General features: G+C 73.7%; 17 protein-coding genes and 1 riboswitch. Of the genes, 12 read left to right on the plus strand and 5 right to left on the minus strand.

The window, feature by feature from the left end:
- Positions 1 to 172: 172 nt before the first annotated feature.
- Both ABD944_RS15255 and ABD944_RS15260 read left to right on the plus strand, forming a co-directional pair.
- Positions 173 to 799 carry a GAP family protein gene (locus tag ABD944_RS15255; protein ID WP_345176671.1) on the plus strand — a complete coding sequence of 209 codons (627 nt, stop codon included), beginning with the start codon at positions 173 to 175 and terminating at the stop codon, positions 797 to 799.
- Between the two features lie 141 nt (positions 800 to 940).
- On the plus strand, positions 941 to 1,117 hold the full coding sequence (locus tag ABD944_RS15260; protein WP_179837580.1) for a hypothetical protein: 177 nt from the start codon (positions 941 to 943) through the stop codon (positions 1,115 to 1,117).
- 19 nt (positions 1,118 to 1,136) lie between these two features.
- Here ABD944_RS15260 and ABD944_RS15265 read toward each other — a convergent pair whose 3' ends face one another.
- On the minus strand, positions 1,137 to 1,730 hold the full coding sequence (locus ABD944_RS15265; RefSeq protein WP_345176673.1) for a GNAT family N-acetyltransferase: 594 nt from the start codon (positions 1,728 to 1,730) through the stop codon (positions 1,137 to 1,139).
- Between the two features lie 129 nt (positions 1,731 to 1,859).
- Positions 1,860 to 1,945: riboswitch (ZMP/ZTP riboswitch) on the plus strand.
- Positions 1,946 to 2,007: 62 nt separating this feature from the next.
- Between ABD944_RS15265 and ABD944_RS15270 the strand changes: the two genes are divergently transcribed.
- Positions 2,008 to 2,868, plus strand: coding sequence for a bifunctional methylenetetrahydrofolate dehydrogenase/methenyltetrahydrofolate cyclohydrolase (locus ABD944_RS15270; RefSeq protein ID WP_345176676.1), 861 nt, complete (start codon positions 2,008 to 2,010; stop codon positions 2,866 to 2,868).
- A gap of 201 nt (positions 2,869 to 3,069) precedes the next feature.
- Here the strand turns inward: ABD944_RS15270 and ABD944_RS15275 are convergent, their stop codons facing one another.
- Positions 3,070 to 3,801, minus strand: coding sequence for an FHA domain-containing protein (locus ABD944_RS15275; protein ID WP_345176679.1), 732 nt, complete (start codon positions 3,799 to 3,801; stop codon positions 3,070 to 3,072).
- Between the two features lie 294 nt (positions 3,802 to 4,095).
- Here ABD944_RS15275 and ABD944_RS15280 point away from each other — a divergent pair, with 294 nt between their 5' ends.
- The 5 genes from ABD944_RS15280 to ABD944_RS15300 all read left to right on the plus strand — a co-directional run bounded on the left by ABD944_RS15280 (position 4,096) and on the right by ABD944_RS15300 (position 11,749).
- Positions 4,096 to 4,536, plus strand: a complete 441-nt coding sequence (locus tag ABD944_RS15280) for a DUF3017 domain-containing protein (protein WP_345176682.1) — start codon at positions 4,096 to 4,098, stop codon at positions 4,534 to 4,536.
- Positions 4,537 to 4,674: 138 nt separating this feature from the next.
- On the plus strand, positions 4,675 to 5,892 hold the full coding sequence (locus ABD944_RS15285; RefSeq protein ID WP_345176684.1) for an NADP-dependent isocitrate dehydrogenase: 1,218 nt from the start codon (positions 4,675 to 4,677) through the stop codon (positions 5,890 to 5,892).
- 265 nt (positions 5,893 to 6,157) lie between these two features.
- Positions 6,158 to 7,147, plus strand: a complete 990-nt coding sequence (locus tag ABD944_RS15290) for a malate dehydrogenase (RefSeq protein ID WP_345176687.1) — start codon at positions 6,158 to 6,160, stop codon at positions 7,145 to 7,147.
- Positions 7,148 to 7,320: 173 nt separating this feature from the next.
- Positions 7,321 to 9,096, plus strand: coding sequence for an HSP90 family protein (locus ABD944_RS15295; protein WP_345176690.1), 1,776 nt, complete (start codon positions 7,321 to 7,323; stop codon positions 9,094 to 9,096).
- A complete protein-coding gene (locus tag ABD944_RS15300; protein WP_345176692.1) occupies positions 9,083 to 11,749 on the plus strand; it encodes a hypothetical protein in 2,667 nt (888 codons plus the stop codon). The genes ABD944_RS15295 and ABD944_RS15300 overlap by 14 nt, the downstream gene beginning before the upstream one ends.
- Here ABD944_RS15300 and galK read toward each other — a convergent pair.
- Both galK and galE read right to left on the minus strand, forming a co-directional pair.
- Positions 11,742 to 12,890 carry a galactokinase gene (galK, locus tag ABD944_RS15305; RefSeq protein ID WP_345176838.1) on the minus strand — a complete coding sequence of 383 codons (1,149 nt, stop codon included), beginning with the start codon at positions 12,888 to 12,890 and terminating at the stop codon, positions 11,742 to 11,744. The genes ABD944_RS15300 and galK overlap by 8 nt on opposite strands.
- Positions 12,887 to 13,840 (minus strand): UDP-glucose 4-epimerase GalE, encoded by a 954-nt coding sequence (galE, locus tag ABD944_RS15310; protein ID WP_345176695.1) that lies wholly within the window; start codon positions 13,838 to 13,840, stop codon positions 12,887 to 12,889. The genes galK and galE overlap by 4 nt, the downstream gene beginning before the upstream one ends.
- Positions 13,841 to 13,958: 118 nt before the next feature.
- Between galE and ABD944_RS15315 the strand changes: the two genes are divergently transcribed.
- From ABD944_RS15315 to ABD944_RS15330, 4 genes are all read left to right on the plus strand, one after another.
- A complete protein-coding gene (locus ABD944_RS15315) occupies positions 13,959 to 14,981 on the plus strand; it encodes a hemolysin family protein (protein ID WP_345176697.1) in 1,023 nt (340 codons plus the stop codon).
- Positions 14,982 to 14,999: 18 nt separating this feature from the next.
- On the plus strand, positions 15,000 to 16,076 hold the full coding sequence (trpS, locus tag ABD944_RS15320) for a tryptophan--tRNA ligase (protein ID WP_345176840.1): 1,077 nt from the start codon (positions 15,000 to 15,002) through the stop codon (positions 16,074 to 16,076).
- Entirely contained in the window at positions 16,066 to 16,719 is a 654-nt protein-coding gene (locus tag ABD944_RS15325) for a 2'-5' RNA ligase family protein (protein ID WP_345176699.1), read from the plus strand. The genes trpS and ABD944_RS15325 overlap by 11 nt, the downstream gene beginning before the upstream one ends.
- 80 nt (positions 16,720 to 16,799) lie before the next feature.
- Positions 16,800 to 17,969 carry a YihY/virulence factor BrkB family protein gene (locus ABD944_RS15330; protein ID WP_345176701.1) on the plus strand — a complete coding sequence of 390 codons (1,170 nt, stop codon included), beginning with the start codon at positions 16,800 to 16,802 and terminating at the stop codon, positions 17,967 to 17,969.
- 212 nt (positions 17,970 to 18,181) lie between these two features.
- On the opposite strand, the gene ABD944_RS15335 is transcribed toward ABD944_RS15330, so the two are convergent.
- On the minus strand, positions 18,182 to 18,634 hold the full coding sequence (locus ABD944_RS15335) for a nuclear transport factor 2 family protein (protein ID WP_345176703.1): 453 nt from the start codon (positions 18,632 to 18,634) through the stop codon (positions 18,182 to 18,184).
- Positions 18,635 to 18,677 lie beyond the last annotated feature (43 nt).

An 18,677-nucleotide genomic window follows, 5' to 3' on the forward strand; every position in this document is an offset into this window, starting at 1 on the left:
CGGGTCAGCCGCGTCCCTGGCGCGGGCCATCGGGCGGACCGCGGGGCAGAAAAAAGGATCGGCTCCCGGTCAAGAACGCGTCGGCCGGCGGACCGAGCCCCGGTCGCTCCTCTAGCGTGAGCCCTGACGAGGGGCGTCTCCCGTGCGGCGGGAGCCACGGCGGGGAGGGGCCATGAGCTTTCAGGTGCTCCCGCTGGCCATCACGATGATGGCGGGTCCCCAGATCATGTCGGCGATCATCCTGGTGACGACCCCGAGGCCCGTGCGGGTCTCCCTGGCGTTCCTGGCGGGCGTGGCCATCTCGGCGAGCGCGGGCGTCGCCGCCGCGCGGGGCATCTTCGCGCTGGTGGGCAACAGCGTGGACATCGGCAAGCCGTCCGACGACAGCTCGGTCGGCAAGATCGTCCAGTATGTGCTGATCGCGCTGCTGCTGGCCGCCATCGTGCGCAACTACGTGAAACGGGCCACGATCGAACCGCCCAAGTGGCTCGGCTCGCTGATGAACGCCGGGCCGGGCCGGGCGTTCAAGACCGGGCTGCTGCTGATCATCCTGATGCCCTCCGACATCATCGTTATGCTCACGGTGGGGGCCAACCTGGAGCAGCACCACGAGGGCGCGGCGGAGGCCGCCGTCTTCGTCGGGGCCACCCTCCTGGTCGCGGCGCTGCCGCTGCTCGCCGTGCTGCTCTTCCACCGGCGCGCCGAGCGCGCCATGCCACGCGCGCGGGAGTGGATGACGAACAACAGCTGGATGGTCAACATCATCTGCTGTCTGATCTTCATCGCGATCATTCACTGACGGCGGCCCGCCCGGCGCCCTCGCGCGACCCGTTCCGCGGCGCGGGACCACACACGGCCGCCGGGCAGGTACCCTCAGGCTGCCGCGCCCCCCTGTGACCCTCCCTTGACCCCGGCGCGGGCGTTCCGTGGTGGAGGCAGGATGAATCTGCTGATGTCCCTCATGCTCGGCGTCGTCTACCAGGCCGACTTGCTGCTGATGGAGTCGCGCCAGGTGATCGGGCTGGTCGCCGCGTTCCTGGCCGCGGTGCTCGCCGCCCAGCTCGGCTGGCACGGCACCGACCGCCTCATCGGCTGGCGCCAGCGCTCCGAGGACTGAGCGCCCCGCCCACCGGCCGTCAGCGCAGTCTCGCGCGCAGGGCGCGTTCGGCGGCGGGCCAGTCGTCGTCCGTCATCGCGTAGACGGCGGTGTCGCGGATCGAGCCGTCCGCGCGGATCCGGTGCTTCCGGTGGACGCCCTCGAACGCCGCCCCGAGCCGCTCGATCGCCGCGCGCGACCGCTCGTTGCTGACGTGCGTGTGCCAGCCGACCCGGATCGCCCCCAGGTCGGCGAACGCGCGGCCCATGAGCAGCAGCTTCGCCTCGGTGTTGAGCCCCGTCCGGTGCCACCGCGCCCCGATCCACGTGTGGCCGATGCACAGGCCGCGGTCGGACGGGGAGATCTCGTAGTACGACGTCGTCCCGGCGACCTCCCCGGTCACCGCGTCGATCTGGACCCAGGGCAGGCGCAGCCCGCGCTCGCAGGCCGCCAGCGCCTGGTCGACCTGCGCGCGCATGTCGGCGACGCTCTCCGGCCGGCGCTGGCTCATCCACGTCCACAGGTCCGGGTCCTTGGACGCCTCGAACAGGCCCGGGGCGTGCTCGGCGGACAGCGGCTCCAGCCGCACGTACCGCCCGGTCAGGACGGGCCGCTCGAACCATTCCTCGTTCATGCGGAGCACGCTAGGACCCCGGGGGCGGCCTCCGGCAGAGCCACTCGGCGCCCTTTTCCGCAAGCCACTCGCGGGGGGCCTCCTCCACGGAGCCGCGGGGCCCGCCGTCTCCGGGCGGCCGGTTAGCATGGGGGCCTACGCGACTGGCGCGGTCAAGGTGGATCACCACCGGGGAGCGAACGACAGTCCGGACACCGCGCGCCTGGGTGGACGGGACCCATCCGGCCGGGCTGTGCGCCCGGGGCCCGGTCCCGCCGAGATCCACGCGGAGGAACGCATGACGGCACAGATTCTGGACGGCAAGGCCACGGCCGCCGAGATCCGCTCGAACCTCAAGGTCCGCGTCGAGGCGCTGCGCGAGCGCGGCGTCTCCGTCGGGCTCGGCACCGTCCTGGTCGGCGACGACCCCGGCAGCCACTCGTACGTGAACATGAAGCACCGCGACTGCGCCGAGGTCGGCATCGAGAGCATCCGCCGCGACCTGCCCGCCACCGCCTCGCAGGACGAGGTGGAGCGCGCCGTCGCCGAGCTGAACGCCGACCCCGCCTGCACCGGCTACATCGTCCAGCTGCCGCTCCCGAAGGGCCTCGACGAGCAGCGCGTGCTGGAGCGCATCGACCCCGTCAAGGACGCCGACGGCCTGCATCCGGTCAACCTCGGCCGGCTCGTCCTGATGCAGCCGGGCCCGCTGCCGTGCACGCCGAAGGGCATCGTCGAGCTGCTGCGACGCTTCGACGTCCCGCTGAAGGGGGCCGAGGTCACCGTCGTCGGCCGCGGCATCACCGTCGGCCGCTCCCTCGGCCTGCTGCTGACCCGCCGCACCGAGAACGCGACCGTCACCCTCTGCCACACCGCCACCCGCGACCTCGCCGAGCACACCCGCAAGGCCGACATCGTCGTGGCCGCGGCCGGGGTGCCCGGCCTCATCACCGCCGACATGGTCAAGCCCGGCGCCGCCGTCCTCGACGTGGGCGTGTCCCGCGTGGACGGCAAGCTCGCCGGGGACGTCGCCGCCGACGTCCGCGACGTCGCCGGCTGGGTCGCGCCCAACCCCGGCGGTGTCGGCCCGATGACCCGCGCCATGCTCCTCGCGAACGTCGTCGAGGCCGCCGAGCAGGCCACAGGGCAGGCCGTCTGACCACCAGCCCGACCGGCCGGCCCCGCCGGGCCGGCCGGGCACGGGCCGCGGACAGGCACGCTTCGGGGGCCGCCACCAGCACCTGGGTGGCGGCCCCCGCCGGCGAGTCCCTGGGCCGCGCCGTCACTTACGCGGCCGCATCGGGGGCTGAGCGATCGCCCTCCTGTCGCGCTGCCGGGGAGGGCGACCGCGGGTCTCACATCAGCTGGCCCTCCGTCCCGCGGCCGTGCTGTGCGCCGGACGGCCCGGGCCGTGCGCGTGGCCGGTGGCGCCCGGCCGGCGCGTCTCGGTGGTGCCGCGCACCCCGGGGACGCGCCCGTCCATCGGCGGACGGCCCTGCTGGGGCACGTGCACCGGCGGCAGCGGGCGGACGAGGCCCATCGCGATGACCTCGTTGGCGAGCCGGGTGCGCCGGTTGGCGCCCTCGGGGATCCGGAACTTCTGGTAGAGGCGCAGCAGGTGCTGCTTGACCGCGGCCTCCGTGACGACCAGCTCGCCGGCGATGTCGCGCGCCGTGGCCGGGGCCACGAACGCCTCGTCGGACAGTGCGGGCCGGCACAGCGAGGTCAGCACGTCGACCTCCCGGCGGGTGAGCTCGGGCGCGACGGCGCGCCGCAGTTCGACGTCCGGGTCGACCTCCTCACGGGGGATGCCCCCCAAGCGGCAGCGCGCCGTGCCGAAGCTCACGACGTCACCGTCCTCCAGCACACGGCGGGCGATCGGCCGGCCGTTGACGCGCGTCCCGTTGCGGGACAGGCCCATGTCCACCACGTAGACGTACGGGCCACGTCGGACGATCTCTGCGTGCAAACGGGACACAGACGGGTCGTCGAGGCGGATGTCCACTCCTCTCCCTCTCCCGACCGTCGTCACGTCGGGGCGCAGCGGCACCACCAGCCCGCTGTCCTCGATCCGCATGAACGGCCCCTCCACGGCAGTCCTCCCAGCTAGTTAGCGACCCCTGTCTGCCGGGTTACCCGGGTGCCATGCCGTCACACCCTCCTACTGGCGAGTAGGACCGATGGCGCAGGGGATTCCGGGCTCTCGGCCATCACCTTGAGCACATAGGTCCCATCCGCATTTCGGCGGCGTGTGACAAACCGGACGCTCCCCCCGCCGCCTCGCTTGCGTCTCCGCCCCGACTCATCTGCGTCCCCCCGCGGACCGCTCCCGCCGGAGGGGTGCGCGATGTCGTGCCGGGGCCCGATTGCCTATACCGTGAGGGCCATGAGCACCCAGGTGCACCGGCGCAGGCGCAAGGCGCCGCGTCGGAGGAGCGCCGCCCCGCACTGGCTCGCGCGGCTGCCGTACCTCCTCGTGCTCAGCGGCGTCGGCGCGGGGCTCACGCTGTGCGCCTTCAACTACTTCCGCAAGGGCTCGGGCCTGATGGCCGCCGCGCTGCTCATCGGCGCGCTGGCCCGGCTTCTGCTGCCCGAGTCGCAGCTCGGCCCGCTCGCCGTCCGGAGCCGGTCGGTCGACTGCTGGACGCTCGTGATCCTCGGCGAGATGGTCGCGTTCGTGTCGCTGAGCGTCCCGCCGATGAACAAGACCGGGCTCGTCCTCGCCGGCGCGTTCGGCGTGCTGATCGCGTTCACGATGATGGTGCGCGGGGCGCGGCTGCTCCTCGCCGGGCGCTCCTCCCGGACGGCCAAGGAGCCCCCGGGCTAGCGCGTCGCCGCAGGTCAGGCCGGAGGCGGCGGGTCCCAGGGCAAGGCCAGGTCTAGACCTCATGACCGCCTCGGCTAGCCTTGCCAGTTGAGCCTTACAAGGACTGCTGGCCAGGTGTAGGAAAGGGACAGCAACAGCATGCCCAAGATCAAAGTAGCGGGCCCGGTCGTCGAACTCGACGGCGACGAAATGACGCGGATCATCTGGAAATTCATCAAGGACCAGTTGATCCTGCCCTACCTCGATGTGGACCTGAAGTACTACGACCTGGGGATCGAGCACCGTGACGCCACGGACGACCAGGTCACCGTCGACGCCGCCAAGGCCATCCTGGAGCACGGCGTCGGTGTGAAGTGCGCGACCATCACCCCCGACGAGGCGCGCGTCGAGGAGTTCGGCCTGAAGAAGATGTGGCGGTCCCCGAACGGGACGATCCGCAACATCCTGGGCGGCGTGATCTTCCGTGAGCCGATCGTTGTCTCCAACATCCCGCGCCTGGTCCCCGGCTGGACGAAGCCGATCATCATCGGCCGCCACGCCCACGGCGACCAGTACAAGGCCACCGACTTCGTCGTGCCGGGCCCGGGCAAGGTGACGATCACCTACACCCCCGAGAACGGCGACGAGCCGATGGAGTTCGAGGTCGCCTCGTTCCCCGGCGGCGGCGTGGCCATGGGCATGTACAACTACGACGACTCGATCCGCGACTTCGCCCGGACGAGCATGCGGTACGCGCTGAGCCGCGGGATGCCGCTGTACATGTCGACGAAGAACACGATCCTCAAGGCCTACGACGGCCGGTTCAAGGACCTCTTCCAGGAGATCTACGAGACCGAGTTCAAGGCCGAGTTCGAGGCCAAGGGCCTCACCTACGAGCACCGCCTGATCGACGACATGGTCGCGGCCGCGCTCAAGTGGGAGGGCGGGTTCGTCTGGGCCGCCAAGAACTACGACGGCGACGTCCAGTCCGACACCCTCGCGCAGGGCTTCGGCTCCCTCGGCCTGATGACCTCCGTCCTCATGACCCCCGACGGCAGGACCGTCGAGGCCGAGGCCGCGCACGGCACGGTGACCCGGCACTACCGGCAGCACCAGCAGGGCAAGCCGACGTCGACCAACCCGATCGCGTCGATCTTCGCCTGGACGCGCGGGCTGGAGCACCGCGGCAAGCTCGACGACCAGCCCGAGGTCATCGACTTCGCCCGCAAGCTGGAGCAGGTCTGCATCGAGACCGTCGAGAGCGGCCAGATGACCAAGGACCTCGCCCTGCTCGTCGGCGGGGAGACCCCCTGGCTGACCACGCAGGGCTTCCTGGAGGCGCTCGACACCAACCTCCAGAAGAAGATCGGCGGCTAGCGTCTCGCCGGTCGCCCCCCGCGCACGCGGGGTGAAGGCCGTTCCGGATCCGTCCGGGGCGGCCTTCCGCCTGTTCGGGGCGGGGGGCGTGCCGGGAGGCGCACCTGCGCGGTGGCGGGCGGGACGTGCGCGATAGCCTGGCACCGCAACTATCTCGACGGCGAGAGAACCCGCGCGACGGAGTGCGGGCGGGAGGCCTCTCGGGCGGTCGGGTTCCCAAGGATGGCCGCCTGAGCCCCGTCAGGTCACAGCAGGAGAAGGACGCATGACTCGCACCCCAGTCACCGTTACCGTTACCGGCGCCGCGGGCCAGATCGGCTACGCGCTGCTGTTCCGCATCGCGTCCGGGCACCTCCTCGGCGCGGACGTGCCCGTACGCCTGCGCCTGCTGGAGATCCCGCAGGCGGTGAAGGCCGCGGAGGGCACCGCGATGGAACTGGACGACTGCGCGTTCCCGCTGCTGTCCGGCATCGACATCTTCGACGACGCCGGCCGGGCGTTCGAGGGGACGAACGTGGCGCTGCTGGTCGGCGCGCGCCCGCGCACGAAGGGCATGGAGCGCGGCGACCTGCTGGAGGCCAACGGCGGCATCTTCAAGCCGCAGGGCGAGGCGATCAACGCCGGCGCCGCCGACGACGTCAGGGTCCTCGTGGTCGGCAACCCGGCCAACACCAACGCGCTGATCGCGCAGCAGCACGCGCCGGACGTCCCGGCCCAGCGGTTCACCGCGATGACGCGCCTGGACCACAACCGCGCCCTCGCGCAGCTGGCGAAGAAGACGGGCGCCTCGGTCTCCGACATCCGCAGGATGACGATCTGGGGCAACCACTCCGCCACGCAGTACCCGGACCTGTTCCACGCCGAGATCGCCGGCAGGAACGCCGCCGAGACGGTGAACGACCAGGACTGGCTGGAGAACACCTTCATCCCGACCGTCGCCAAGCGCGGCGCCGCGATCATCGAGGCGCGGGGCGCGTCGTCGGCGGCGTCGGCCGCGTCCGCCGCGATCGACCACGTGCACACCTGGGTGAACGGCACCGCCGACGGCGACTGGACGTCGATGGCGGTCGTGTCGGACGGCTCCTACGGCGTCCCCGAGGGCCTGATCTCCTCCTTCCCGGTCACCGCCGCGGACGGGAAGTGGGAGATCGTCCAGGGCCTGGAGATCGACGACTTCTCCCGCGCCCGGATCGACGCGTCCGTCGCGGAGCTGTCGGAGGAGCGCGAGGCGGTCCGCAAGCTCGGCCTCATCTGACCTGAGCGCGGACGAGCCCCGGACCCCGTGGTCCGGGGCTCGTCCGCGTCCGGGGCCGCTTCCGGGCGGCGGCGGGGCGGCGATCACGCGGTGGCGACGGCAAATGATCTGAATGCGTCGGTATCGGTCGCTAGGGTGTGATCGCTCGGAAAGTGATCGGGGGAGGCGTGCCGGTGGCCGAACAGGCGTTCCAGGTGGACCTGCGGGGCGTGGTGGATCTGCTGAGCCGCCATCTCTACGCGAGCCCGCGCGTCTACCTGCGGGAGCTGCTGCAGAACGCGGTGGACGCGATCACCGCGCGCGGCGCCGGCGGCCGCGTCGAGATCGAGACGGGCGGCGGCGTGCTGCGCGTCCACGACGACGGCGTCGGCCTGACCGAGGACGAGGTGCACACGCTGCTGGCGACCATCGGGCGGTCGTCCAAGCGGGACGAACTGGGCTTCGCGCGGCACGACTTCCTCGGCCAGTTCGGGATCGGGCTGCTGTCGGCGTTCCTCGTCGCGGACGAGATCGAGGTCGTGACGCGGTCCGCGCGCGGCGGCGGGGCCGTCCGGTGGACGGGACGGTCCGAGGGCAGCTACCTGGTCGAGCCGGGCGAGCGCGACGAGCCGGGCACGACGGTGACGCTGCGGGCGCGGCCGGGCGCGGGGGAGCTGCTCAGCCCGCCGGTCGTCGCCGAGCTGGCCGCCACCTACGGGTCGCTCCTCCCGGTCGAGCTGGTCGTGGACGGCGTGGCCGTCACCGGCGACGGGCCGCCGTGGCGGGCGTCCTACCGCGATCCCGCCGACCGCAGGCGGGCGCTGGAGCGGTACTGCGAGGAGGTCTGCGGGTTCACCCCGTTCGACGTCGTGGACCTCGACGTGCCGGAGGCCGGGCTGACGGGCGTCGCGTTCGTCCTGCCCGAGCCGGTGTCGCCGTCCGCGCGCGCCGCGCACCGCGTCTACCTGAAGCGGATGCTGCTGGCCGAGAGCGTCGAGGGACTGCTTCCCGACTGGGCGTTCTTCGCGCGCTGCGTCGTGGACGCGGGGGAGCTGCGGCCGACCGCGAGCCGCGAGGCCCTCTACGAGGACGAGCTGCTCGAATCGACCCGGCACGGCCTCGGCGAGGTGCTGCGGCAGTGGCTGGTGAAGCTCGCCGAGACCGACCCGGCGCGGCTGCGGGCCTTCCTGCGGCTGCACCAGCTCGGCGTCAAGGCGATGGCCCTGCACGACGACGACATGCTGCGGATCGTCGACCGGTGGCTGGAGTACGAGACGTCCTCCGGGCCGATGACCCTGCACGAGTTCCGCCGCCGCCACCCGGACGGCCGGTTCACCGCGGACGTGGACGAGTTCCGGCGGCTCGCGGCGGTCGCGGGCGCCCAGGGCGTGGGCCTGGTCAACGGCGGCTACGTCCACGACACCGAGATCATCGAGCGGCTGCCGGACCTCGATCCCGACATCCGGCTCGCGCGGCTGGACGCGGCCGAGCTGACCACCACCTTCGGCGTCCTCGACCCGGCGGCGGAGCTGGCGCTGCGGCCGTTCCTCGCGGCGGCGCAGCGGGCGGTGGAGCGGCTCGGCTGCGAGGTCGTCGTCCGCGACTTCGACCCCGCGTCGCTGCCCGCGCTGTACCTGACGAGCCGGGACGCGCAGTTCCGCGAGGAGCTGGCCCGCGCGCAGGAGGAGGCGGGCGAGCTGTGGGCGGACGTGCTCGGCGCGGTCGGCGCGACCACGAGCGCCGACCGCCCCCAGCTGGTGCTGAACTACCGCAATCCGCTGGCGCGGCGCGTCACCTCGCTCGGCGACGGCGGGCCGGTCGAGGCGGCCGTCCAGGCTCTGTACGGGCAGGCGCTGCTGCTCGGCCACCATCCGCTGCGGCCCGTCGACACGGCGGTCCTGAACCGTTCCTTCATCGGCCTGCTGGAGTGGGCCGTCCACTCCCCGGAGGGCCCCGTTGAGCATGGATGACGTCTACGCGCTGATGGCGCGGTCGCAGGAGCTGCCCTACGGGGAGGCCCGCACCGTCCTGATCGAGGACGCGCTGCGCCGCGCCGAGGCGGCGGGCGACGAGGTCCTCGCGTTCCACGTGCGGGTCAGGCTGACCGACGCCTACCGGTACGGCGGCGAGCCCGTGAAGGCGTTCGCGACGTTCAGCCGCACGCTGGCCGACCACGACCGCGACCCCGCCCGGTTCGACGAGGCGCACAGCCTGCTGTGGCAGATGAAGGCGGTGGTCAGCTCCCTGACCTCGTTCCCCGAGATCCCGCTGGACCGCGCCTACGCCGTCCTCGACGACATGGAGCGGCGCTACAAGGCGGGCGGGCACAGCCTCCAGGCGGTGTACCACTACCGCAACGTGGTGGCGCGGCACATCGGCGACGCTTCGGCGCACGAGTGGTTCGTGAAGTGGCGCGCCGCCGAGCGGGACGAGCTGTCCGACTGCGAGGGCTGCGACCCGACCGGCATGGCCCGCCACCTGGTCGAGGCCGGACGGCACGAGGAGGCGTTCGAGATCGCCGCGCCGGTGCTGAGCGCGCGGCTGTCCTGCAACGAGCAGCCGCAGTCGATCCAGACGGCGCTGCTGCCGGTGTACCTGCGCATGGGCCGCCTGGAGGAGGCCGCCGCCGCGCACCGCCGCGCCTACCGGGTGCACCGGGCGCGCCTCGCCGACCTCGGCGACATCGGCGAGCACCTGGAGTTCTGCGCGGTCACGGGCAACGGGGCGCGCGGCCTGGAGATCCTGCAGCGGCACCTCGGCTGGCTCGACCGGGCCCCGAGCGCGCACGCCGACATGGAGTTCTCCGCCGCGGCGGCCCTGCTGCTGGGGGCGGTCGAGGCGGCCGGGCACGGCGCGGCGACCGTCCGCCGGCCGGCGGCCGACGACCGCCCGGCGGCGGACGTGCCCCTGCCCGAGCAGCGCGGCGCACTGGCCGAGCGCGCGACGGCGCTGGCGGCCCGGTTCGACGCCCGCAACGGCACGTCCCACCAGGGCGACAAGGTGCGCGCCACGCTGGAGGCCGAGCCGGTCGTCGACTTCCTGCCGCTGGCCCCCCACCACCGCCGCCCCGCGCCCGCCCCCGCCCCGCGGACCCCTTCCGCGGACGACGCCGCCTCCGCCGACGCCCTCGCGTCCATGGACGATCTCGGGGAGCTGCTCGACCTGGTGGACCGGCGCCGCGCCGACGGCGACCTGCCCGGCATGCTCGCGGCCTTCCGGCGGTTCGACGCCGTCGCCGAGACCACCGGGCCGACGCCCTTCCAGAAGGCCCGCCGCCTGGACGGCCGGGGCGTCGAGCTGGCCGTCGAGGGCGACGGCCAGGGCGCCGCGCGGTGCTGGGAGGAGGCCTCCCGGCTGTACGCGGAGCTGGGCGAGGAGACGCGCCGGTACCGCGCGCTCGGCCGCCTCGGCGCGATGCGCGTCGACCTCGGCGACGAGGGCGGCCTGGAGCAGGTGGTCGCGTCCGCCGAGCACCTCACCGCGCATCCGGGGGAGGACGGCGACGCCACGGCCGCGCTGCTCCGCCTCGCCACCGCGCACCTCGGGCTGGACCGCCCGGCCGAGGCCCTGGCCGCGCTGGACCGGGTCGACACCGGCGACGCGCCCGACCGCGCCGGCGAGCTGTGGTTCCTGCGGGGTCAGGCGCTCCTGCGGACCGGCGACACCGGCGAGGCGGTGGCGGCGCTGCGGCGCTCCGCCGACGCGGCGCGCGCCTCCGGCGAGCCGGAGACGGTCGCCTCGCCCGGCCTGCTGCTCGCCCGCACCCTCGCCCGCGGGGAGACCGGCCCGGACGAGGAGGTGTTCGCCCTGCTCGACGAGGTGATCGCCGCGCTGCCCCCGTCGCCGATGCGCGCGGTGGCGCACTGCGACCGCGGCCTGGCGCTCCTCGCCGCCGACCGGCCGGCCGACGCCGTCGCCGACCTCGCCGAGGCCATCGCGGCCTGGACGGCCGAGGGCATGCACGAGCAGGCCGTCCACCTCCGCGTGGACCTCGCCGCCGCGTACCTGGCGGTGGGCCGCCACCTGGAGGCCGCCGAGACCGCCGAGGAGGCGCTGCCCGGACTGGACGGCGACCCCGCCCGGCGCTGCCGCCTGATCCTCGCGCACGCGCAGAAGGACATGGGCGAGGAGGACGCCGCCGCGACGTTCGCCGACCTCGCCGAGGACGCCGCGCGGGACGGCCGGCACGACGCCGTCGCGCACTTCCTGGAGGAGGCCGGGGGCGTCCTGACCGCCCTCGACAGGGACGCCCAGGCCGCCGCCCGGTTCGCCGAGGCCGCCGAGGCCAACGAGAAGGCGGGCGATCCCTACGGGGTGGTCCGCACCCGCCGCCGCGCCGCGATGAGCCTGCTGTGGAGCGGCGACGCCGACGAGGCCGTCGCCGTCATGGACGCGGCCCGCGCGGCCCTGGCCGGGCTGCCCCCGGACAACGAGCCCGCCCGCGTCTGGGAGACGGCCCTCGTCTCCTACGACCAGGCCCGCGTCCTCGGCCAGGTCGGCCGCCTCCCCGAGGCGGCCGCGCACGCCGCGGCCGCCGCCGACGGCTTCACCACCCTGGACGAGACCGGCGCCGCGGAAGAGGCCACCCGCCTGCACGACGACCTCAAGTCGGCCCTCAGCTGACGCGGTGGGCGCCCTCGGAGGGGGGCGCCTCCAGGAACTCCGGGGCCGTCCAGCCGCGGTCGGCGTAGGCGGCCGTGATCGCGTCCCGCACCTTCTGGGCCCGGGCGGCCGGGGTGAGGACGATGGCGGAGCCGCCGAAGCCGCCGCCCACCATGCGGCCGCCCCGGGCGCCCGCGCGCACCGCGGCGTCGACGGCGGCGTCGGCCTCGGGCCAGGAGACCTCGAACTGGTCCCGCAGGGACAGGTGCGAGGCGTTCAGCATGGCGCCGAGCTCGGGGAGGGCGCCGGCGCGCAGCAGCCCGACGGCGGCCTCGACCCGGTGGTTCTCGGTGACGACGTGCTGGACGCGGCGGCGCAGGACGGGGTCGCGCAGCGCCGCGAGGGCGGCGGCGAGGTCCTTGACGTCGCGCAGGGCCTCGACGCCGAGCAGGGACGCGGCCTCCTCGCACTCCGCGCGGCGGCGGCCGTAGTCGCCGCCCGTCAGCGCGTGCGAGGCCCGCGTGTCGACCACCAGCAGGACCATGCCCGAGGCGGCCGGGTCGAACGGGACCTGCGACGACAGACCGCTGCGGCAGTCGAGCATCAGCGCCCGGCCGGGCGTGCACAGCAGGGACGCCGACTGGTCCATGAGGCCGCAGGGCATGCCGACCTGCTCGTTCTCGGCGCGCTGCGCCAGCCGGGCCAGCGCGGGACGGTCGATCTCCACGCCGTGCAGGTCGCACAGCGCCAGCGCCGTCGCGCACTCCAGGGCGGCGGACGAGGAGAGGCCCGCGCCCTGCGGGAGGTCGGAGTCGATCAGCAGGGACGCGCCGCCCGTGCCGTGCTCGCGCAGCACGCGCGCGACGCCGACCGGGTACGCGGCCCACTCGCGGTCGGCGGGCCAGTTCTCGGCGGCGACCGTCCCGCCGTCCACGGGCGCGCTGACGGTGGTGGCGGCCTGCAGCGAGCGGACCTCCACCACGCCGTCGTCGCGGCGGGCGGCGGCGACCGAGACGCCGTGCGGGAGCGCGAACGGCAGGACGAAGCCGTCGTTGTAGTCGGTGTGCTCGCCGATCAGGTTGACCCGGCCGGGCGCGCGCCACACGCCCTCCGGGGCCCGCCCGAACGCCTCGGCGAAGGCCTCGCTGAGCGCGCCGCTCATCGGGAGCGCAGGAAGGTCCACGCGTCGCCGACCATGGTGCGCAGATCGCGTTCGGGCTTCCAGCCGAGCCGTGCCTGGATCTTCTCCGAGGAGGCGACCAGCACGGCCGGGTCGCCGGGACGGCGCGGCGCCACCTCGGCGGGGATGGCGCGGCCGGTCACCTCGCGGCAGACCTCGACGACCTCGCGGACCGAGTTGCCGGTGCCGCTGCCCAGGTTGAAGATCTCGTGGCGGCCGGGCTCGCAGGCGTCCAGCGCGAGCAGGTGGGCGCGGCCGAGGTCGGTCACGTGGATGTAGTCGCGGACGCAGGTGCCGTCCGGGGTCGGGTAGTCGTCGCCGAACATCTTCACGGCGTCGCCACCGCCCTGCGCGATCCTCAGCACGTTCGGGATCAGGTGGGTCTCGACCGTGTGGCGCTCGCCGAGCCGCCCGTACGCGCCGGCCACGTTGAAGTACCGCAGCGACACCCCGCCGATCCCGTGCAGCCGTGCGTACTCGGCGAGGGCCGTGTCGATCGCCAGCTTGGACGCCCCGTAGGGGTTGGTCGGACGGGTCGGGTCGGTCTCCAGGATCGGCGTCGACTCCGGCTCGCCGTAGGTCGCGGCCGTCGAGGAGAACACGATCCGGGGCACGCCCGCGACGCGCATCGCCTCCAGCAGGGCGAGGGACTCGCCGAGGTTCTTGTCCCAGTACAGGCCGGGCTTCTCGACGGACTCCCCGACGAGCGAGCGGGCCGCGAAGTGCAGCACGGCGCCGAACCCGGCGCCGCCGAGCACCTCCGCCGCCGCGTCGCGCAGCGTGCCGCGCACCAGCCGTGCGCCCTCGGGCACCGCGTCCGCGTGCCCGGTGGACAGGTCGTCGAGCACGACGACCTCGTGCCCCGCCTCCAGCAGCAGAGCGGAGACGACGCTGCCGACGTAGCCGGCGCCTCCGGTGACGAGCAGCTTCACTGACGGACCTCCACGACGAGACTCTCGGCCGGTTCACGATCATCAGGACGGCGAGACCCGTCCAGGCCGAGGGGTCCGCCCAGGCTATCCGGAACGCCGAACGGGGAAGGCTGAACCCATGGACCGGACGCCGTCCCGGACGCTCGTGGGGCCCGCGGGAGCGCTCGCCCGCCCCCTGGCGCGGCTGCTGTCGAGCTCGACCCACCTCGTCGTGCGGCTGTCGGGCGGCGACCCGGGCACGCTCCGCGGGGAGATCACCGCGGAGCGGATGCGCACGCTGGTCGCCCAGAACACGCAGCTCACCCCGGACGAGCGGGCGCTGATCGGGGAGGTGTTCGCGGCGGGGGAGCGGCCGCTGCGCGAGGTCCTCGTCCCGCGCACCGAGGTGGAGTTCCTGGACGCCGCGCTCCCGCTGACCGCCGCCGCCCGGATCGCCGCCGGCAGCCCGCACTCGCGGTTCCCGGTCTGCCGCGACTCCCACGACGAGGTGATCGGGTTCGTGCACATCCGCGACCTGCTGGCGCCCGTCCTGCCGGACGGGCCCGCCCCGGGCGTCCCCGGCGACGGCCCGGTGGGCGGTCTGGTGCGGCCGGTGAAATTCCTGCCGTCCTCCAAGCGGGTGCTGCCGGCGCTGTCGGAGATGCGCCGCGAGGGCTGCCACCTGGCGATCGTCATGGACGAGTACGGCGGCGTCGCCGGCATCGTCACGCTGGAGGACCTCCTGGAGGAGCTCATCGGCGACATCCGCGACGAATATGATGTCCAGGACGCGCAGGCACGGCGCCTGCACGGCGGGGTGGTCGAGGTCGACGGCCTGCTCAACCTGGACGACTTCGCCGCCGAGACCGGCATCCGGCTCCCGGCCGGGCCGTACGAGACGGTCGCCGGGCACATCATGGCGGTGCTGCGCCGCGTGCCCGCCGAGGGCGACTCGGTGGACGCCGGCGGTCGCCGGCTCGCCGTGGCCCGGATGGAGGGCCGGCGGGTGGCCCGCGTGCGCGTCATGCCGCGGGCGTCGCCGCAGGCCGCACCGGTGCCGCCCGGCACGCCGTCCGCGACCCCGCGGGCGGTGGCAGGCGACGCCGCCGCCGGCCCCGGCACCCGGCAGGCCACCGGCGGCGAAGTCTCAAGCGACACCTGAGAGAATCGGTCCGTGCACATGCCCGAAGCGCCCAGCCCCGAAGCGTCCGCCGGAACGGCCGCGGCACCGCCGCGCGTGCTGTCCGGCATCCAGCCCACCGCCGACTCGTTCCACCTCGGCAACTACCTGGGGGCGCTCCGGCAGTGGGTCTCGATGCAGGACACCCACGACGCCTTCTACTGCGTGGTGGACCTGCACGCGATCACCGTCGAGCACGACCCCGCGCTGCTGCGCCGCCGGACCAAGGTCGCCGTCGCCCAGCTCCTCGCGATGGGCCTGGACCCCGAGCGCGCCACGGTGTTCGTGCAGAGCCACGTCCCCGAGCACGCCGAGCTGGCCTGGGTCCTCGGCTGCCTCACCGGCTTCGGCGAGGCCCAGCGGATGACGCAGTTCAAGGACAAGTCGTCCAAGCAGGGCACGGGCGGGACGACGGTCGGGCTGTTCACCTACCCGGTCCTCCAGGCCGCCGACATCCTGCTCTACTCGCCCGACCCCACCGCCGAGGGCGGCCGGGCGCTGCGCGTCCCCGTCGGGGAGGACCAGCGTCAGCACCTGGAGCTGACCCGCACCCTCGCGCAGCGGTTCAACCACCGCTTCGGCGACACGTTCGTCCCGCCGGACGCGCACATCCCCGAGGGCGCCGCGAAGATCACCGACCTGCAGGAGCCGGACGCCAAGATGAGCAAGTCGGCGTCCTCGCCGCAGGGGATCATCGACGTGCTGGAGGAGCCCGGCCCGATGCGCAAGAAGATCATGCGCGCGGTCACCGACACCGGCTCCGAGGTCGTCTACGAGGAGGAGAAGAAGGCCGGCGTCACCAACCTCCTGCGGATCTTCTCCGCGCTGGAGGGCACCTCCGTCCCCGACCTGGAGAGGCGCTACGCGGGCTCGGGCTACGGGCAGTTCAAGAAGGACCTCGCGCAGGTCGTCCTCGACACGTTCACGCCGATCAGGGAGCGCACCCTCACGCTGCTGGAGGACGAGGAGCGGCTCGACCGGGTGCTCGCCCTGGGAGCCGAGCGCGCCTCCAGGGTCGCCACCGCGACGATGGAGACCGTGCGCGAACGGGTGGGATTCGTGGGACGTGGCCGCTGACGGCCCCGCCCGCGACGCCGCGGAGGGCCCCGGGAAGGCGCCCTCCGCCGCCGGGGGCGTGACCCCCGGCGGGGACGGCGGCGTGCGCACCATCGGCGTCGCCATCCCCATCCCCGACCCGTTCGGGGCCTTCCTCCAGGCGCGGCGGGCCTCGTTCGGGGATCCGCTCGCCCACGCGATCCCGACGCACATCACGCTGCTGCCGCCGACCGAGGTCCCCGAGTCGGGGATCGACGCCGTCCAGGAGCATCTGCGGGCCGTCGCGGCGACCGAGACCCCGTTCCCGATCAAGTTGCGAGGCAGCGGAACGTTCCGGCCGGTGTCACCGGTCGTGTTCGTGGCGCTCGCCGAAGGAATCGGCGGTTGCGAGCGGGTTCAGGCGAAGGTTCTGTCGGGTCCGCTCGCCCGGCCGCTGCCGTTCCCGTACCACCCGCACGTGACCATCGCCCACCACCTCCCCGAGAGCGTCATGGACCAGGCGTTCAAGGAGCTCGCCGGCTACAGCGCCGACTTCGAGGCGTGGGGGTTCTCCCTGTACGAGCACGGGCGGGACGGCGTCTGGCGCCCGCAGTGCGACTTCATCTTCGGCGACGGCGCGGTGCCGTCCCCGGGCGGCGACCGCGGCGGGCCCGCCCCCGGATGAGCGGGCCGCACGAGACGCTGCGTTGACCGTTCGATTACCGTCTGCGGCATCGACCGGCCCGCGTTGGGTACGTTGCGTGCATGCGGCAGGTGATCGGCAGGGTTCAGCGGCGGAGCGAGTCCCTGCTCGGCGACGGGAAGGCGCTGCTGCAACGCTCCCGGGAGCGGTCACGGTGGTTCGACCACCAGGTGCGCGCGTTGGAGCGGTACCAGGAGCGCCGCGGCGACCGGCTCGCCGCCGCCCTCACCAGCTACGCGTTCCTGTCGTTCTTCCCGCTGATGGCGCTGGCGTACGCGCTGCTCGGCTATCTCGTCGGGGTCAGCGACGAGGCCCGCGCCTACTTCGTCCGGGCGATCAGCTCGCAGCTGCCGGGGCTCGCGGGCCAGCTGGACGTCGAGCAGATCGCCCAGTCCAAGACCGCCGTCGGGGTCCTCGGCCTGGTCGCGCTGCTGGTCACCGGGATCGGCTGGGTGCAGGTGCTGCGCGAGTCCCTGCGCGACATCTGGGGCAACGAGCCGGGCGGCGGCGGCAACTTCTTCCTGAAGCGGCTCTGGGACGGGGGCGTGCTGGCGTTCCTCGGGCTCATCCTGATCTGCGGCATGGCGGTCACGACGGTCACGACGTCCGCCACCCACACCGTCCTCGGCTGGCTCGGCCTGGAGCACGTCCCCGGCGCCGGGACCGGGCTGCGGCTGCTGTCCCTCGCCTGCGCCATCTTCTTCGACACCGTGGTCTTCCTGGCCCTGTTCAGCCGGCTGTCGGGCACCCGGGCGCCCTGGCGCCGGATCATCCGGGGCGCGCTCTTCGGCGCGGTCGGCTTCGAGATCCTCAAGCAGATCGCGGCCTTCCTGATCGGGCGGACGACGCAGAACCCCGTCTACGGCACGTTCGCGGTGCTGGTCGGCCTGATGGTGTGGATCAACATCGCGACCCGGTTCGCGCTGTTCGTCGCCGCCTGGACCGCGACGCGCCGCGTCGTCCTCACCGCGGATGCCGCCAACCCGGAGAACAGCGTCGACCGCGCGGAGGTCGAGGCGCTCCAGGAGCGCGCCGGGGAGAGGCCCGGCAGGCACGAGAGGCCCGCGAGGAACGAGGACCCGGCCGAGGACGGGGCCGAGGCCCGCCGCCGGAAGCCCGGCCGCCACGAGAAACCGGCCGAGGCCGGCGACCGGGCGGAAGACCGGAGGCCCGCAGAGGCCGCGAAGCCGAGCAACGACGAAAAGCCGCTCGAAACCGGGAAACCGGCCTAGGACCTGTCTCGAAGTGGCCCTGGCCGCACGCGCGAACGCGTGACCTGGCCGGTGGAGCGAAGCCGGAGGCGAGCGGAGCCGGGCAGATCGCGAAGCGATGCCGCGTTCGCCCAGGCCCGGTCACGCAGCGAACCGCCAGGCGGGCGAAGTGGGCCGGGACGTTGAAACACAGCCGCCAGGCGGGCGAAGTGGGCCGGGACTGTGAAACACGGTCAGGTCCAGAAGGCGTCGTTGGCGTACTGGTCCTCGGCCAGGGTGCGAATCTCGGTGATCTTTCCGTCGCGGAAGCGGAACAGGTCGACGGCGCGGCCGTCCAGGATGCGGCCGGGGCGCTCGGCGCAGGTCTGGACGAGGGCGGCGCCGTACTCGTCGTTGGCCATGACCGAGTAGGGCTCGGTGTGGAACGTCCCGCCGGACAGCTCGAACAGCCGGACGTAGAAGCCCAGGACCTCCTCGGGCGTCCGGTACACGCCGCAGACGGGCCCGCGTCCGGGGACGCGGTGCACGACGTCGTCGGCGAGCAGCTCGCGGATGAGGTCCATGTCGCCCTTGTCGAAGGCCGTGTAGCCGTCCTTCAGCAGCGTCACGTTCGGATGCTCGTACGTCGGCGGCGGCTCCGGCGCCAGGGCGAGGGCGCCGGGCAAGGGGACATACAAGTCGGACATGGCGCAGTTCCTCCCCGCGGCGCCGTTCCGCCGTCCCCCCGGC

It is taken from the genome of Actinomadura verrucosospora (genome assembly GCF_039540335.1).
GTDB classification, from domain to species: domain Bacteria; phylum Actinomycetota; class Actinomycetes; order Streptosporangiales; family Streptosporangiaceae; genus Spirillospora; species Spirillospora verrucosospora.

Coding starts and splice junctions, on each gene's coding strand:
- ABD944_RS15255 (WP_345176671.1), top strand. CDS start 173: ATGAGCTTTCAGGTGCTCCCGCTGGCCATCACGATGATGGCGGGTCCC.
- ABD944_RS15260 (WP_179837580.1), top strand. CDS start 941: ATGAATCTGCTGATGTCCCTCATGCTCGGCGTCGTCTACCAGGCCGAC.
- ABD944_RS15265 (WP_345176673.1), bottom strand. CDS start 1,730: ATGAACGAGGAATGGTTCGAGCGGCCCGTCCTGACCGGGCGGTACGTG.
- ABD944_RS15270 (WP_345176676.1), top strand. CDS start 2,008: ATGACGGCACAGATTCTGGACGGCAAGGCCACGGCCGCCGAGATCCGC.
- ABD944_RS15280 (WP_345176682.1), top strand. CDS start 4,096: ATGAGCACCCAGGTGCACCGGCGCAGGCGCAAGGCGCCGCGTCGGAGG.
- ABD944_RS15285 (WP_345176684.1), top strand. CDS start 4,675: ATGCCCAAGATCAAAGTAGCGGGCCCGGTCGTCGAACTCGACGGCGAC.
- ABD944_RS15290 (WP_345176687.1), top strand. CDS start 6,158: ATGACTCGCACCCCAGTCACCGTTACCGTTACCGGCGCCGCGGGCCAG.
- galK (WP_345176838.1), bottom strand. CDS start 12,890: ATGAGCGGCGCGCTCAGCGAGGCCTTCGCCGAGGCGTTCGGGCGGGCC.
- ABD944_RS15315 (WP_345176697.1), top strand. CDS start 13,959: ATGGACCGGACGCCGTCCCGGACGCTCGTGGGGCCCGCGGGAGCGCTC.
- trpS (WP_345176840.1), top strand. CDS start 15,000: ATGCCCGAAGCGCCCAGCCCCGAAGCGTCCGCCGGAACGGCCGCGGCA.
- ABD944_RS15330 (WP_345176701.1), top strand. CDS start 16,800: ATGCGGCAGGTGATCGGCAGGGTTCAGCGGCGGAGCGAGTCCCTGCTC.
- ABD944_RS15335 (WP_345176703.1), bottom strand. CDS start 18,634: ATGTCCGACTTGTATGTCCCCTTGCCCGGCGCCCTCGCCCTGGCGCCG.